Here is a 12323-nt window from a genome sequence, read left to right on the forward strand (position 1 = left end):
GTCCTTGTCCTCTGCGGAAGCCCCGGCCTCAGCGCTCGTCCAGCCAGGTGTCGTAGAAGTACGGCCGGCCGACCGCCTCGAAGGCGATGCCCTTGACATAGGGGGCGCCGGCATAGGCCTGCGGCTCCTCGAAGATCGGGATGGCATAGGCCTGGTCCAGCACATAGGCCTGGACCTCGCCCGCGATCTGCAGCCGCTTGGCCGCGTCCGGCTCGGAGGACAGCGCCACCAGCAGGCCGTTGAGCTTGTCGTCGACGAAGCTCTTCACCTTGCTGCTGGCGCCGCCCTTCTGGCGCAGCACGTCGCGGTTCGACGGATAGAACTGGCTCTTGATCACATCCGGATCGGCGCGGCCGACCATGGCCGGCGACACCGGGGTCTTCTCCGGGTCGAGATTGTCGACCGTGGCGCTGCCGGAATCGCCGGCCAGCACGTTCAGCCTGACGCCGACCCGGGCCCATTGCTGGGCGACCAGCTGCAGCGTCTCCTTGTTCTGCGGCTGCGGCAGGGATTCGTAGGCGGTCAGCTGCAGCGTCTTCCCGTCCTTGTGGCGCAGCCCGTCGGCGCCGAGGGTCCAGCCGGCCTCGTCGAGCAGCCGCTTCGCCAGCGCCTCGTCATGAGTCAGCTTGGCCGACAGGTCGACATAGCCCAGCGCGGTCGAGGCGATGACCGAGGTCGCCTTCGGGTAGTTCTCGGAGAACAGCGTGCCGACGATCTCGTCGCTGTCGGTCGCGTGCAGCAGCGCCTGCCGCACCCGGAGATCGGCCACCAGCGGGTTGTCCGGGCGGAACACCACGCTGTTGTTCACGCCGCGGGTCGGCGCGGCGTAGACGGTGTAGCCCTGGTCCTTCACCTGCGGCTCGTCATAGGCCTGGACCTGGCGGATGAAATCGGCCTGGCTGGCCAGGAGCGCGCCGATGCGGACGCTGTCCTCCGGCGTCACGATGTAGCGGATGCCGTCGAGCCAGGCGCGGCCCTGATGCGCCAGCGGCGCCGGGCCCCAGGCATAGTCTGCGCGCGCCTTCAGCACCAGCTCCTTGCCCAGCGTCTCGCTCTCGACCACGAAGGGGCCGGAGCCGATGATCCTGGTGGCGTCGCCCAGCTCGTCGAACGGCCGCGCCAGGGTGGCGGGCGAGACCAGGCCGGAGCCGATCACCGAGGTGCCCTGCAGGAACCCGGGCGACGGCTTCTTGAAGAAGAAGCGCACCGTCTGCGGGTCGACCACCTCGCTGCGGTCGTAGTTGTTGATGACCTCGGAGACCGGCAGCTTCAGCGCCGGGTTGCCCTTGCCATAGGTATCGTAATTCTTCGCCACCGCATCGGCGTCCAGCGGCGTGCCGTCGGAGAAGGTGACGCCGCGGCGCAGCTTGAAGGTGTATTCCGTGGCGTCGGCGTTGACGGTCCAGGACTCGGCGATCCAGGGCTTGATCTCGAGCGTCTTGGGGTCCTGCCAGGTCAGCTTGTCGGTGATCTGGTTCAGGATGCCGCCATTCGGGTAGAAGCCGCCCGCCGGGGGATACAGGTTGGTATGCGCCTGCTGCTCCAGATAGATCAGCGTGCCGCCGGTGACCGGCGCCCCGTCGGCTGCGAAGGATGGCGCCGCCAGGAAGGGGCTTGCGGCCAGCGCCGCGACCGCCAGGGCCAGCAATCGTCCCAGATGAGTGTTGATCGACACGATTATCCCTTCCACGGATGCAAGAACGACAGATTTTCTGATTTCTGACGTACTTCGCGCACGCACAAGCGCCGCACAGCCACGCCTTCCGGCGCCTCGCTTGTCCGGCATAATTTACCGTACGCTTTGTCTTTTTTACGTAAAATTACAAATTTTATATGATAAATTGAATCCGCGACCGCCTCCGCGCGCCTCAAGATCGAAAGATTCATGTTGTATGAATCATAATTACCAAATCATACTGATCTTGTAGATAATTTTACACATGAATTCAGCGCATATCTCGGAAGACGCTCCGGGACGCTGATGCCCGCCCTGACGCCGCCGAGAGGGCCCCTGCCGTGAGGACCAGAGGATGACCACGCTCAACGAGTATCTCGGCCAGAAGCGCGAGGCGATCGACGCCCGCAAGGCCCGTGTCGCCGCCGGCGAATCAGGCCCCAAGACGCTGACGGCGCGGGTGCGGGCCGAAGGACGCAGCGGCGTCCGCCGCATCCGCATCCGCGACTTCCAGGTGATCAGCGACAGCGAGGCGGATTTCGCCGGCTACGACCTGGGCCCCAGCTCGCCCGAGCTGCAGCTGGGCGTGCTCGGCAGCTGCCTGACCCACACCTTCCTGATCCAGGCCGCGGCGCTGGGCGTGCCGCTCGATTCCCTGGATCTCGAGGTCACCGGCACGATCGACCCGCGCGCCGGCTCCCCCGGCTTCGAGGCGGTGCCGATCTATCCGCACGGCATCCGCTACGCGGTGTCGATCGCCTCTCCCGCCGCGCCGTCCGAGATCGAGGCGCTGCGGCAGGCGGTGGAGCGCAACTGCCCGATCCTGAACCTGCTGCGCCAGCCGCAGGCGATCGCCGGCGAGATCCGGCTGACCCAGGCCCCGACCGCCGTGGCGGCGGAATGACGGCGCGAACAGGAGGACATCCCATGGCACGAACAGATCTGTCCCGGCGCGACCTGCTGCGCGCCGCCGGCCTGGCCGGGGCCGCGGCGCCGGTGGCGGCGCTCGGCACCCGGGTGTGGGCGCAGGGCGCCTCGGCCCAGCCGGTGCCGGTCAAGCTGGCCTGGAACGCCACTGCGATCTGCCTGTCGCCGATCCCGGTGGCGGTGACCCAGGGCATCTTCCAGAAGCACAACCTGGACGTGGAGCTGATCAACTTCGCCGGCTCGACCGACCAGCTGCTGGAGGCGATCGCCACCGGCAAGGCCGATGCCGGCATCGGCATGGTGCATCGCTGGCTGAAGGCGCTGGAGCAGGGCTTCGACGTCAAGCTGACCGCCAGCTCGCATGGCGGCTGCTCGCGCCTCGTCGGCTCCCACGCGGCTGGGGTGACGACGCTGGAGAGCCTGCGCGGCAAGACCGTCGGGGTCAGCGACCTGGCCAGCCCGGGCAAGAACTTCTTCGCCATCTACCTGACCAAGCACGGCATCGACCCGGAGCGCGAGATCACCTGGCGCCAGTACCCCGCCAACCTGCTGGGGCTGGCGGTGCAGAAGGGCGAGATCCAGGCGATCGCCGACGGCGACCCGAACCTCTACCTGCTGCAGAAGACCCAGCCCGACCTGGTCGAGATCGCCACCAACCTGTCCGGCGAGTATCGCGAGAAGGTGTGCTGCGTGCTGGGCATCCGCGGCAGCCTGATCCAGGACGACAAGCCGACCGCGGCGGCGCTGAGCCGCGCCATCCTCGAGGCGTCGGACTGGGTGGTGCAGCACCCGGAGGCGACGGCCGAGATCTGCACCTCGATGTCGACCGCGAGCGCGGCCGATCTGACCGCGGTGCTGCGCACCCTGACCCACGGCCATCACCCGGCCGGGCTGGAACTGAGGAACGAGATCAAGGCCTATGCCGAGGATCTCAAGCTGGTGAACGTGCTGCGCTCCAGCACCGACCCCGCGCTGTTCGCCGAGACCGTCACCGAGGACGTGCTGTCATGACCGATCACCGGACACCCTCGACCGCGCCTGCCGTCCCGGTGGCCGGCTGCGGCACCGTCTCCCGCCGGAAGCTGCTGCGCGCGGCCGCCGCGGCCGGCATCGTCGCCCCCTTCGCGCTGCCGGGCGGCCGGACCCTGGCCCAGAGTGCCGCGCCACGCAAGCTGAAGCTGGCCTGGAGCCAGACCGCGGTCTGCCAGTCGCCGATCTCGGTGGCGCTGAAGCGCGACTTCTTCGGCAGATACGGGCTGGAGGTCGAGCACATCCAGTACAGCGGCCCGACCGACCAGCTGCTGGAAGCGATCGCCACCGGCCATGCCGATGGCGGCATCGGCATGGCGCTGCGCTGGCTGAAGCCGCTGGAGCAGGGCTTCGACGTGCGCCTGGCCGTCGGCACCCATGGCGGCTGCATGCGCCTCCTGGCCCCCGCCTCCTCCGGCATCACCAAGGTCGCCGACCTGCGCGGCAAGGCCGTCGCCGTCACCGACCAGGCCAGCCCGGTGAAGAACTTCTTCGCCATCCGCCTGGCCAAGGAGGGGATCGACCCGGACCAGGTCGACTGGCGGCAGTATCCGGGCGACCTGTTCGCCGAGGTGGTGAAGAAGGGCGAGGTCCAGGCCGTCGCCATCGAGGACCCGCACGCCTGGTTCCTGCGCGAGCGGGACGGGCTGGCCGAGATCGCCACCAACCTGGACGGCGACTACGCCAGCAAGACCTGCTGCGTGCTGGGCATCCGCGGCAGCCTGCTGCGCGACGAGCCCGAGGTCGCGGCGTCGCTGGCCCGCGCCTTCATCGACGCCCAGCACTGGACCGCGGCCAACCCGGCCGAGACGGCACAGATCTTCGCCCCCTTCGTCCCCGGCAACGTCAAGCCGGAGGATGTCGAGGCGATCCTGCGCAGCCACACCCACCAGCACGCCTCGACCGGCGCCCATCTGCGCGGCGAGCTGGCCGCCTTCACCGAGGATCTGAAGCTGATCCGCGTGATCCGGCCCGGCACCGACGCCACCGAATTCGCCAAGGTGATCGCCCCCGATGTCCTCGCTTGATCAAAGCCTGGCCGGCGCACCGCCGGCCACCGCCGCCGAACGCCCGGCGCAACCCGCCCGTCTCTGGACCACCGGGCTCGTCGCTGCCCTGGCCTGGCTGGTGCTGGCGGCGCTGACCTGGCAGTGGCCGAACCGCAAGGTCGGCTTCGCCGACTGGGCCTACACCACCGAGTTCGCGATCGGCGTCGCCGTGCTCGCCGCTTTCCTGGCCCTCGTCGCGGTGCTGAGACGGCGGTCGGTCTTCGCCTGGCTGCGGCCCGCCGGGCCCTGGCTGGTGGCGTTGCCGGTGCTGTTCGCCGTGTGGGAGGTGGTGACGGCCAAGCTGGCCCTCCTCCCCGTCCCGTTCTTCGCCCCGCCGCAGGCGCTGATCGAGGTCTATGCCGACGACTGGCCACGGCTCGGCGACAGCCTGGTCAACTCGCTCTGGCTGCTCGCCAACGGCTATGTCCTCGGCGCCGTCTCCGGCTTCCTGACCGGCGTCGCGGTCGGCTGGTCGCGGGCGTTGGGCTACTGGGTGCATCCGGTGCTGCGGCTGCTCGGGCCGATCCCGTCGACGGCGCTGCTGCCGCTGGCCTTCTTCTTCTTTCCGTCGAGCTGGGCGGCGGCGGTGTTCCTGATCGCGCTGGCCACCTGGTTCCCGGTCACCGTCCTGACCTGGTCCGGCGTCGCCAGCGTCGACCGCGCCTATTACGACGTCGCCCGCACCCTCGGCGCCGGCGAGCGCTTCCTGGTGCTGCGCGTCGCCATCCCGGCCGCCCTGCCGCATGTCTTCGTCGGCCTGTTCATGGGCCTGGGCGCCTCGTTCTCCGTGCTGGTGGCGGCCGAGATGATGGGCGTGAAGTCCGGCCTGGGCTGGTACCTGCAATGGGCCCAGGGCTGGGCCTCCTACTCCAACATGTATGCGGCGCTGATCGTGATGGCGCTGGTGTTCTCCGGCCTGATCACGCTGCTGTTCCGGCTGCGCGACCGGCTGCTGGCCTGGCAGAAGGGGGTGGTGCGATGGTAGCGCTGATGCACGAGGCGGCGGCAGAACCCCGGGCCGCGGGCGCGGGGATCGAGATCCGCGACGTCAGCCACCAGTTCGAGCTGGAGGGCGCGGCCCTGCCGGTGCTGGACCGGATCAGCCTGACCATCGAGCCGGGCGAGTTCGTCGCCCTGCTCGGCCCTTCCGGCTGCGGCAAGTCCACCCTGCTGCGGCTGGTGGCGGGGCTGGAGCCGCCGACGGCCGGCGCAATCTTCGCCGACGGCGCCGAGATCCGCTCGACCTCGCCGTCGCGCGTCGTGGTGTTCCAGGATCCGACGCTGTTCCCGTGGCGCACGGTCTGGGACAATGTCGCGCTGGGCCCCCAGGCCCAGGGTCTGCTGCGCAGCCGGCGCGGCCGGGTGGACGAGGCGCTGCGGCTGGTCGGCCTCTCCGGCTTCGACCGCGCCTGGCCACGCCAGCTGTCCGGCGGCATGGCCCAGCGCGTCGCCCTGGCCCGCGCCCTGGTCAACGACCCCAGCCTGCTGATCCTGGACGAACCGCTGGGCAAGCTCGATTCCCTCACCCGCCTGACCATGCAGGGCGAGCTGGTCGATCTCTGGCAGCGCCGGGGCTTCAGCGCCCTCCTGGTCACGCATGACGTCGAGGAGGCGCTGATCCTGGCCAGCCGGGTGATCGTGCTGAGCGACCGCCCGGCCCGGATCCTGGCCGAGATCGTCAACGACCGCCCCTACCCGCGCCACCGCGGCGACCCGCATCTGGCGGCGCTGCGGCACGAGGCGCTGCGGCTGCTCGGCCTCGACGCCGGCTGGTGAGGCCGGCGGGACAGGCCTACTTGCCTTGCGCGCCCCAGCTCTCGGACACGTGCTGGGGCGCCGGCCGGCGCTCCGCCGCCGGTTCCCAGCCGAGCTGCGGCAGGATGTGGCCCACCGCGTCGCCCAGGATCTGCTCGTATTCGAAGGGCCGGAACTCGTAGGGCAGCTCCAGCCGCAGCTCCGACACCTCCGCCAGAACCGGGTCCCGGTCCAGGGCCTCGAGGATCTGATCGGAGGTCCCGACAAGGTCCGGCGCGAACAGCGTCCGTCGTTCGCCCTGCGGCGCCAGCGTGCGTTCGCGGCGGCCGGCGGCATATTCGGCGTAGCGGGCCCGGGTCCAGTCGTCGGCACTGTCGAAGGGCACGATCACCCGGCCCAGGGCCACGCGGGCCGGACGAGATCCGCGATAGGCCGCGCGATAGGCATCCAGCTGCCGAAGCTGGGCGGTGAAGAAGTCGTCGGTGCCCTCGCCCGAGGTGACGTTGCCGATCAGCAGGTTCAGCCCGGCGCGCCCGGCCCATTCGGCCGAGCGCAGCGACCCGCCGCCGTACCAGATGCGGTCGGCCAGCCCTTCGGCCACGGGCTGCAGCCGGGGCCGGTGGCGGCCGGCGGCGTTGACCACGACCCGGTCCGGGTCGCCGAGATAGTGGCCGCGGAGATTGTCCAGCAGCCGCTCCACCCGGCCGTAGGACAGGTCGTAGCCGGTCCAGTCGCCGTCGAAGACAAGCGGCCCCAGCAGGTCGGCATGCGGCGGCACGCCGGCGCTGAGCCCGACATTCAGCCGGCCGCCCGACAGCACGTCGGCGGTGGAGAGATCCTCGGCCAGGCGGTACGGGCTTTCATAGCCGATCTGGATCACGGCGCTGCCGAGCTGGATGCGGCGGGTGCGCTGGCTGGCCGCGGCCAGGAACACCGCGGCGGAGGAGACGCCGGGCTCGAGATGACGCTGCCGGATCCAGGCGCTGTCGAAGCCCAGCCGCTCGCCGACGGCGAAGAGGCGCAGCGCCTTCTCCAGCCCGTCTTGCGGATCGGCCTCCGGGAAGCTGCCCGGGGTCAGGAACCCCGCATGGTCGATCGATGCCATGATCCGGTCCTCGTCAGAATTCGGGCAGGCCGGGCGGGTTGGTGCGCGATCGGTCGATCGCCTCGGCCGACAGGCTCCAGCGCGCCAGCAGGCCGCCATATTTGCCGTCCGAGATCAGTTCGTTGATCGCGGCGGTGAAGGCGTCGGCCAAGCCGCTGCCGCGGCGGGTGGTGATGCCGGTCTCGGCATCCAGCGGCCAGCCGGAGCTGATCGTGCCAACGGGTTTGAGGCTGCCGTCGCGAGCCTGATAGGCCAGGGCAGCGTTGACGCTGAACAGGGCGTCGGCCCGCCCGGACCGGATCGCCAGCCCCCAGGCCGCCTGGTCGTCATAATATTGCAGCTCGGCCGGGGCCAGGCCCTGGGCCGCGTTCAGCCGGTTCCACTCCAGCAGGATCCGCTCCTGGTTGGTGCCCGACGCGGTGATGATCCGCAGGCCGGCGATGTCCTTCGGCTCGCGGATCGCCGTAATCGGGCTGTCTGATTTCACATAGAAGCCGTGCAGGCCCTTGCGGTAGCTCAAGAAGTCGAAGCGCTGCTTGCGCTCCTCGGTCACGCCGACATTGGAGATGACGGCATCGTACTTGCCCGAGGCCAGGCCTAGCGGCCAGTCGGCCCAGGCCACGGCCACCAGCTTCAGCCTCAGGCCCAGCAGGTCGGCGACCAGCTGGGCCAGGTCCGGGTCGGCGCCGACGACGGTCCGCGCGTCGGTCGCATAGGTGGCGATCGGCGGCTGGCTCGGCGCCACCGCCACGGTCAGCACGCCATCCTCGGCGAATCGGAAATCCTTCGGCAGCACGGCGGCGATCGCCTCGTCCTTCTGCGCCCGCAGGCGGCCCGGCTGCTCCGGGCTGAGGTCGAGGGACTGGGCCGGTGCCGGCCCCGCGCCGGCCGCCAGGGCCAGGACCAAGGCGGCGGCCGCCCGTCTGGAGACCAATCCGAACATTCCTTCCCTCCTGAGGCCACGGCCTGTGGCCGATCGCGCCGATCGATATACAGACTCAGTTGACAGTAAGAAATCATATATGCGCAATAGATATGTTCAAACTGCAAATTATGCAGATCTTGAAAGTAATTTATGATCGGCGGACCGGCGAGCGGCCCGGCGGCACCACGCAGCGACAGCCGATTGCGAGACCGCATGACCAGTCCAGACATCGACCTGCAGGACCGCCCCCGCCTTCTGCCCCGCCTGTCGGAGGACGCGGTTGTCCGCCGCCGCGACCTGACAGAGGCGCGCGATTATTCCCGCCACCGGGTCGTGGGCGCCCGTCATCCCGGCCGCACCGCCGGCACCCTGGCCGCGGCAGTCGTCATCGTCGCGGTGCTGCACTCGATCCTGACCAACCCGCGCTGGGAATGGGGTGTCTTCGCCGAATGGTTCTTCGCCGAGCCGGTGATGGACGGGCTGGGCCGCACCATCCTGCTGACCGCCGCCGGCTCCGCCCTCGGCTTCCTGCTGGGCACCGGGCTGGCCCTGGCGCGGGTGTCGAAGTCGCCGCTGCTGTCCGGCCTGGCCTGGGGCTACATCTGGCTGCTGCGGTCGATCCCGCTGATCGTGCTGCTGCTGATCCTGTTCAACCTGGGCTACCTGTACGAGTCGGTCCGGCTGGGCATTCCCTTCACCGATATCGTCTTCGAATACCCGACGGTCTCGCTGCTCGGCCCCTACGCCGCGGCGATCCTGGGTTTGAGTCTGAATCAGGCCGCCTTCTCGGCCGAGATCATCCGCGGCGGCATCCTGTCGGTCGACCAGGGCCAGCTGGAGGCCGCGGCGGCGCTGGGCCTGCCGCGCCGCCGCCAGGCCTTCCGCATCGTCCTGCCGCAGGCGATGCGGGCGATCCTGCCGACGGCCTTCAACGAGCTGATCGGTCTGGCCAAGGGCACGTCCATGGTCTACGTGCTGGCGCTGCCGGAGCTGTTCTACACAGTGCAGGTGATCTACCGCCGCAACCTGGCGGTGATCCCGCTGCTGATGGTCGCGACCGTCTGGTACCTGATCATCATGATCGTGCTGTCGGTCATCCAGTTCTACATCGAGCGGCACTTCGCCCGCGGCGCGCTGCGCACCCTGCCGCCGACGCCGATCCAGCGGCTGAAGGCGTGGCGCGCCGGGCGTGGGGCCGAGCCGGTCGCGGCCGAGCCCCCGCCGGTCGCGGCGAGGCCGGTCCCGCCACAATCTGGCTGGCAACCGCTGTCCAACGCCAGGGGCGAGGTCAGGATCCAGGGCGTGTCGAAGAGCTTCGGGTCGCTGAAGGTGCTGGACGAGGTCGGCCTGACCATCCCGTCCGGCGACGTCACCGTGATCCTCGGCCCCTCCGGCTCCGGCAAGTCGACGCTGCTGCGCAGCATCAACCATCTGGAGAAGGTCGATGCCGGCTTCATCACCGTCGACGGCGCGCTGCTGGGCTACCGCGAGCGCGGCGACATCCTGTACGAGCTGAAGGAAGCCGAGATCCTGAAGCGCCGGGTCGATGTCGGCATGGTGTTCCAGACCTTCAACCTGTTCCCGCATCTGACGGTGCTGGAGAACGTGATCGAGGCGCCGGTCGCGCTGCGCCGGAAGTCGAAGGCGGAGGCGACGGAGGAAGCCCTCGCCCTGCTGGCCCGGGTGGGGCTGAGCGACAAGGCCGAGGCCTATCCGCGCCAGCTGTCCGGCGGCCAGCAGCAGCGCGTCGCCATCGCCCGCGCCCTGGCGCTGAAGCCCAAGGTGCTGCTGTTCGACGAGCCGACCTCGGCCCTCGACCCCGAGCTGGTCGGCGAGGTGCTGGACGTGATCCGCGCTCTCGCCCGGTCCGGCACCACGCTGGTGATCGTCACCCACGAGATCGGCTTCGCCCGCGAGGTCGCCGACAGCGTCGTGTTCATGGATGGCGGCCGGATCCTGGAGCAGGGCCCGCCATCCCAGGTCTTCGCAGCGCCGAGGCACCCCAGGACCGCCGAGTTCCTGGCCAAGGTGCTGTAACCCCTTCCCGGCCCGTGGCCGGGTTCCCCACGCCGCCGCTGCCCGCCGGCCGTCCCATGGCCGGTCCCACCAGACCAGAGATCAGGAGCCCACCCATGTCCATCCGCCGGAACGCGGCCGCCGCGGCCATCGGCATCGCCGCCCTCCTCACCGCCCCCCTCCTCACCACAACGGGCGCCGCCGCGCAGACCAAGGCCTTCGACCTCACCCCGGACCAGGCCGGCCGGGTGCATGCGGAGACCGTCGATGCGGCAGTCGCCGCCGTCTCGCCCGACTTCAACTTCGTCAAGGACGGGGTGTTCACCGTCGGCGTCAGCGTCGGCGACCCGCCGCTGAACACCTATGCCTCGGACGCCAAGACCGTGGTCGGCACCGATGCCGACCTGGCCTCCCTGGTCGCCGAAGCCCTGGGGCGGAAGGTCGAGTTCGTGCCGGTGGCCTGGGCCGACTGGCCGCTGGGCCTGGTCTCGGGCCGGTTCGACGCCGTGATCAGCAACGTCACGGTGACGGAGGAGCGGAAGGAGCGCTTCGACTTCTCCTCCTACCGCCAGGACGTGCTCGGCGCCTATGTCGCGCTGAACAGCCCGATCCAGTCGATCAAGGAACCGAAGGACATCGCCGGGCTCAAGGTCATCGTCGGCGCCGGCACCAACCAGGAGAAGATCGTGGTCGAGTGGGACCGCCAGAACGTGGCGGCGGGCCTGAAGCCGGCGGAGTTCCTCTACTTCGATGACAATGGCGCGTCCCAGCTGGCACTGACCTCTGGCCGCGCCGATGTCGAGATCAACCCGAACTCCCGCCTGGCCTACGCCGCGGCGGTCGGCGGCAAGACCCGCCCGGTCGGCATCATCAACGGCGGCTGGCCGCTGACGGCGGAGATCGCGATCACCACGCGCAAGGGCAGCGGCCTGGCCGACGCCCTGACCCTGGCGATCAACGCGCTGATCGCGAACGGCAAGTACCGCGCGGCGCTGGAACGCTGGAACCTGGGTGCCGAGGCGATCGAGCAGTCGCGCACCAACCCTCCCGGCCTGCCGAAGGTCTGAGAGACCGTCCGTAAATGCTACTGGCGTGGCCGTCTGATGGCGGTTTCTGCGCTTCCGGTGCTCACGGACCCAAACGTCCGCTGCGCGCCGGTTCTCGAAACCACCGCCAGCCGACTCACACCAGCGCATTTCCAAACGGTCTCTAAGCCATGACATGGCCGCGCCCATCGGGGTCGCGGCCGCCCTTCCCCGCCCCGAACAGGCAACACCGCGATGACCGACAGCTTCCTCTACACCACGCCGCTGGATCCGCTGGCGCAGCCGCTGATCCAGGCCCTGACCTGGGAATACGAGACGCGCTACGGCGACTATTGGGGCGCGGGGGATGGCGTCAAGGAAATGAACCGCTATCCGGCCGAGCTGTTCGCCCCGCCGGACGGCGCCTTCCTGCTACTGCTGCGCGACGGCGCCGCCATCGCCGGCGGGGCCTTCAAGCGCCTGGACGAGCATACCGCCGAGATGAAGCGGGTCTGGACCCATGCCGACCTGCGCCGGCAGGGCCTGGCGCGCCGGGTGCTGCAGGAGTTGGAGGCGCAGGCGGCGCGGCAGGGCTACAGCCGGATCTACCTGACCACCGGCTTCCGCCAGCCGGAGGCCGCGAACCTCTATCTCCGCTCCGGCTACACCGCCCTGTTCGACACCGCGGTCGACCCCGAGATCCACGGCAAGCTGCCGTTCGAGAAGGACATCAACGCCTTGGCGCCGGTGGTACGCCGGAGGGCGTGATCCCCGCCTTGCCAATCATTTGATGTAAGGTTCACGAATTCCGCAAAAG

Annotated in this window: 11 protein-coding genes and 1 pseudogene; 9 read left to right on the top strand and 3 right to left on the bottom strand. The window is 69.6% G+C overall.

Annotated elements, in window-relative coordinates; genetic code table 11:
- Positions 1-28 precede the first annotated feature (28 nt).
- The gene (locus tag ACFW16_RS03065; protein WP_380301751.1) at positions 29-1675 is read right to left on the bottom strand and encodes a TIGR04028 family ABC transporter substrate-binding protein; all 1647 of its coding nucleotides are present in this window, start codon (positions 1673-1675) and stop codon (positions 29-31) included.
- Between the two features lie 355 nt (positions 1676-2030).
- Here ACFW16_RS03065 and ACFW16_RS03070 point away from each other — a divergent pair, with 355 nt between their 5' ends.
- Genes ACFW16_RS03070 through ACFW16_RS03090 form a run of 5 tightly spaced genes read left to right on the top strand, consistent with a single transcriptional unit; the run spans position 2031 to position 6456 of the window.
- Positions 2031-2579: an OsmC family protein gene (locus ACFW16_RS03070; protein ID WP_380301753.1), complete on the top strand. Its 549-nt coding sequence runs from the start codon at positions 2031-2033 to the stop codon at positions 2577-2579.
- Between the two features lie 23 nt (positions 2580-2602).
- Positions 2603-3613, top strand: a complete 1011-nt coding sequence (locus ACFW16_RS03075) for an ABC transporter substrate-binding protein (protein WP_380301755.1) — start codon at positions 2603-2605, stop codon at positions 3611-3613.
- On the top strand, positions 3610-4659 hold the full coding sequence (locus ACFW16_RS03080) for an ABC transporter substrate-binding protein (RefSeq protein WP_380301757.1): 1050 nt from the start codon (positions 3610-3612) through the stop codon (positions 4657-4659). Before ACFW16_RS03075 ends, ACFW16_RS03080 begins: the two co-directional genes overlap by 4 nt.
- A complete protein-coding gene (locus ACFW16_RS03085; protein ID WP_380301759.1) occupies positions 4646-5665 on the top strand; it encodes an ABC transporter permease in 1020 nt (339 codons plus the stop codon). Before ACFW16_RS03080 ends, ACFW16_RS03085 begins: the two co-directional genes overlap by 14 nt.
- A complete protein-coding gene (locus ACFW16_RS03090) occupies positions 5659-6456 on the top strand; it encodes an ABC transporter ATP-binding protein (protein WP_380301761.1) in 798 nt (265 codons plus the stop codon). The genes ACFW16_RS03085 and ACFW16_RS03090 overlap by 7 nt, the downstream gene beginning before the upstream one ends.
- A gap of 16 nt (positions 6457-6472) precedes the next feature.
- Here ACFW16_RS03090 and ACFW16_RS03095 read toward each other — a convergent pair whose 3' ends face one another.
- Both ACFW16_RS03095 and ACFW16_RS03100 read right to left on the bottom strand, forming a co-directional pair.
- Positions 6473-7540 carry an LLM class flavin-dependent oxidoreductase gene (locus ACFW16_RS03095; RefSeq protein ID WP_380301763.1) on the bottom strand — a complete coding sequence of 356 codons (1068 nt, stop codon included), beginning with the start codon at positions 7538-7540 and terminating at the stop codon, positions 6473-6475.
- A 13-nt stretch (positions 7541-7553) separates the two neighbouring features.
- Positions 7554-8483 (bottom strand): ABC transporter substrate-binding protein, encoded by a 930-nt coding sequence (locus ACFW16_RS03100; protein WP_380301765.1) that lies wholly within the window; start codon positions 8481-8483, stop codon positions 7554-7556.
- Between the two features lie 453 nt (positions 8484-8936).
- Here ACFW16_RS03100 and ACFW16_RS03105 point away from each other — a divergent pair.
- The 4 genes and pseudogenes from ACFW16_RS03105 to ACFW16_RS03120 form a co-directional block, all read left to right on the top strand.
- Positions 8937-9527, top strand: a pseudogene (locus tag ACFW16_RS03105) (amino acid ABC transporter permease); the annotation flags it as partial.
- Positions 9528-9731: 204 nt separating this feature from the next.
- A complete protein-coding gene (locus ACFW16_RS03110) occupies positions 9732-10502 on the top strand; it encodes an amino acid ABC transporter ATP-binding protein (protein WP_380302025.1) in 771 nt (256 codons plus the stop codon).
- Positions 10503-10597: 95 nt separating this feature from the next.
- Positions 10598-11548, top strand: a complete 951-nt coding sequence (locus tag ACFW16_RS03115) for an ABC transporter substrate-binding protein (RefSeq protein WP_380301767.1) — start codon at positions 10598-10600, stop codon at positions 11546-11548.
- Positions 11549-11761: 213 nt separating this feature from the next.
- The gene (locus ACFW16_RS03120; protein ID WP_380301769.1) at positions 11762-12274 is read left to right on the top strand and encodes a GNAT family N-acetyltransferase; all 513 of its coding nucleotides are present in this window, start codon (positions 11762-11764) and stop codon (positions 12272-12274) included.
- Positions 12275-12323: the final 49 nt, after the last annotated feature.

Origin of the sequence: Inquilinus sp. NPDC058860, from assembly GCF_042743185.1 — a bacterium.
In the GTDB taxonomy this organism is placed as follows: Bacteria; Pseudomonadota; Alphaproteobacteria; order DSM-16000; family Inquilinaceae; genus Inquilinus.

What these genes read in the sequence shown, in the direction of transcription:
- ACFW16_RS03120 (WP_380301769.1), top strand. Translation starts at nt 11,762, where the DNA reads ATGACCGACAGCTTCCTCTACACCACGCCGCTGGATCCGCTGGCGCAG.
- ACFW16_RS03115 (WP_380301767.1), top strand. Translation starts at nt 10,598, where the DNA reads ATGTCCATCCGCCGGAACGCGGCCGCCGCGGCCATCGGCATCGCCGCC.
- ACFW16_RS03070 (WP_380301753.1), top strand. Translation starts at nt 2,031, where the DNA reads ATGACCACGCTCAACGAGTATCTCGGCCAGAAGCGCGAGGCGATCGAC.
- ACFW16_RS03075 (WP_380301755.1), top strand. Translation starts at nt 2,603, where the DNA reads ATGGCACGAACAGATCTGTCCCGGCGCGACCTGCTGCGCGCCGCCGGC.
- ACFW16_RS03100 (WP_380301765.1), bottom strand. Translation starts at nt 8,483, where the DNA reads ATGTTCGGATTGGTCTCCAGACGGGCGGCCGCCGCCTTGGTCCTGGCC.
- ACFW16_RS03090 (WP_380301761.1), top strand. Translation starts at nt 5,659, where the DNA reads ATGGTAGCGCTGATGCACGAGGCGGCGGCAGAACCCCGGGCCGCGGGC.
- ACFW16_RS03085 (WP_380301759.1), top strand. Translation starts at nt 4,646, where the DNA reads ATGTCCTCGCTTGATCAAAGCCTGGCCGGCGCACCGCCGGCCACCGCC.
- ACFW16_RS03080 (WP_380301757.1), top strand. Translation starts at nt 3,610, where the DNA reads ATGACCGATCACCGGACACCCTCGACCGCGCCTGCCGTCCCGGTGGCC.
- ACFW16_RS03095 (WP_380301763.1), bottom strand. Translation starts at nt 7,540, where the DNA reads ATGGCATCGATCGACCATGCGGGGTTCCTGACCCCGGGCAGCTTCCCG.